Consider the following 2,222-nt stretch of genomic DNA (forward strand, 5'->3'; position numbering starts at 1 on the left):
CGTCGTGCTGGCGGCGGGGTCGCCCGTGTCCGTCTATCCCCGCGGGCGGCTCTAGTTCTTCTTCTCCGGCTCGCCGGTCTTCTCGATCGTGACGGTGTCCCCGACCAAGATGAAGACGACCCGGCCATCCTTGGCCTTGTAGGTCCACTTCTCGACGGGGCCGAGCTTGCCGATATCGTCGGGCTTGCCGAGCGCCTTCTCGAGATCGGCGCGTGTCTTCACGTCTCTTGCCTTGGTGACGATGTCCGTTTTGCTCGGCGGTCCACAGCCCACGAGCACGAAGGCGAGCGCGACGCAGGTGACGAGGCTCCAGATCCGTCCAGTCATGGTGGCACCTCCACGGTTAGGCTAGGCCGCCAAAGACAGTAGCACGACGCCGGCCAACATGACGAGGGCGCCGGGAACGATCTCGCTGACCTTCTGACGCTCACCGAACACGACCACGCCGACCGCCAAAGCGAACAGGATCTCGACCTGCTTGACCGCCTCGACGTTAGACGACAGCGTCATCAGGTAGGCGTGTCCCTGGCTGACCGTGGTCAGCGCCGCGAAGAGGCCGAAGGACACGAAGGCCATCCAGTGGCGCGGCACCGCCGCGAAATATCTCCGCGAAGTGACGAGGACGATTGGGGTGACGAGGAGGCTCGCCGCGAGGTAGCCGCCCAGCGTGCCCATGTACGGATCCGAGAGCTGCATCGCCCACTTGATGGTGACGACTGACGGCGCGAAGAAGAGCGCGGCCAGGAGAGTGTAGCGCAGCCCCCGGTCGGTGAAGAGCTCGCCCAGCGGCGCCCACCAGGAGATGTGCGAGCGCTGGACGTTGAGCAGATACACCCCGCTCATGCTGATCAGGATGCCCGTGATGCCGAGGAGATTCGGCTTCTCCTTGAGCGTCACATAGCCCAGGACCACCAGGACCAGGAGGCTCACCTTCCACAACGCCGTCACCATGGAGAGGGGCGAAAGCTTGAGCGCCTTCGACAGCGCCATCGTCGAGATGATCTGGCACACCGCGAAGAGAAGGCAGGCCCAGACGAAGCCGGGCTTGATCACGGGGTCGCCATGCCAGAGGACGAAGAGCGCGGCGAAGGGCAGGAGGAAGGTGAAGCGCCCCCACACCGCCATGTACTCGTCCAGCTCGTGACCCAGGCGCTTCATCACCGTGTTCCGCAGCACCTGGCAGAGCGCGGCGGTAAGCGCCAGGGCTTCCCACATGCGGCCGAGTCTACACGAGCACTCCCGGATACTTGGCAGGATTCACCGGAAAGCCCGGGAAAAGCGGCGCCGTCGCCGCCACGCCGAGGTGCCGCGCGGCCACCTCGGCGAAGAGGTTGCGGAAGTCCGTGGTCACGGCGAGGTCGCGCCCCTCGTAGAGCTGCTCGCGCGCGAGCTCCGGCCACCTGCCCGCCATCCGGCCTCCCTTGACGGGGCCGCCGAGCACGAGCATGGCCGTCGCGTGACCGTGGTCGGTGCCGCGGTTGCCGTTCTCGCGCACCGTGCGGCCGAATTCCGACATGGTCAGGATGACGACGTCCTCCATGCGGTCGCCGAGGTCGCGGTAGAGCGCCGCCAGGCTCTGGGAAAACTCGGTCAGCCTCAGCGCGAGCTGGCCCTTCTCGTTCCCCTGGTTGGCGTGCGTGTCCCAGCCGCCCATGTCGGCGAAGGCAACCTCGAGCCCGACGTCGGCCTTGATGAGCTGGGCGATCTGCCTGAGGCTCTCGCCGAGCTTGCCACGCGGGTACTGGGCGCCGTTTTCGGGGGCGAAGCGCTGCGGGTCTGCGCTCTTGAGCATCTTGACCGCGTCGAAAGTCTCGCGCCCCGTCCCGTGCAGGATGTCCTTGACGCCCTGCTCGTAGAGCGACTCGAAACCACGGCGCGCATTCACGGTGCCGGCGCCCATGCGCCCCATGTCCTGCTTCACGTCGAAGTCGGCGACCGTGCCCATGGCGACGGCGCCCACGTCTCCCCGAAGCGCCCGCGGCAGCTGAGAGCCCATCGCGACGGCGCGGAAGGGCGAGGCGGGCGTGGCGCGCACGGCCTGGAGCCCGCGCGCGAGCCAGCCGTCCTGGGTGCTCTTCACGCCGGGCGTGCCCGACTCCATGTAGTCCTGGGCGTCGAAGTGCGAGCGCGTCGTGTCGGGAGAGCCGCAGGCGTGCACGATGGCGAGGCGTTTGTCGTCCCAGACGGGTTTCAGCGAGGCCATCGCCGGATGCAGGCCGAAG

3 protein-coding genes are annotated in these 2,222 nt (G+C 67.4%); all 3 read right to left on the bottom strand.

All coding sequences use genetic code 11. The features are described 5' to 3' along the window. Positions 1–51: 51 nt before the first annotated feature. Positions 52–327 carry a hypothetical protein gene (locus tag VGV06_00845; protein HEV2053699.1) on the bottom strand — a complete coding sequence of 92 codons (276 nt, stop codon included), beginning with the start codon at positions 325–327 and terminating at the stop codon, positions 52–54. 21 nt (positions 328–348) lie between these two features. Continuing rightward, positions 349–1,215, bottom strand: coding sequence for a DMT family transporter (locus VGV06_00850; protein ID HEV2053700.1), 867 nt, complete (start codon positions 1,213–1,215; stop codon positions 349–351). A 10-nt stretch (positions 1,216–1,225) separates the two neighbouring features. After that, the coding region (locus VGV06_00855; protein HEV2053701.1) for a DUF1501 domain-containing protein at positions 1,226–2,222 on the bottom strand (997 nt) is incomplete at its 5' end.

This window comes from Candidatus Methylomirabilota bacterium, assembly GCA_035936835.1.
Taxonomy (GTDB): domain Bacteria; phylum Methylomirabilota; class Methylomirabilia; order Rokubacteriales; family CSP1-6; genus AR37.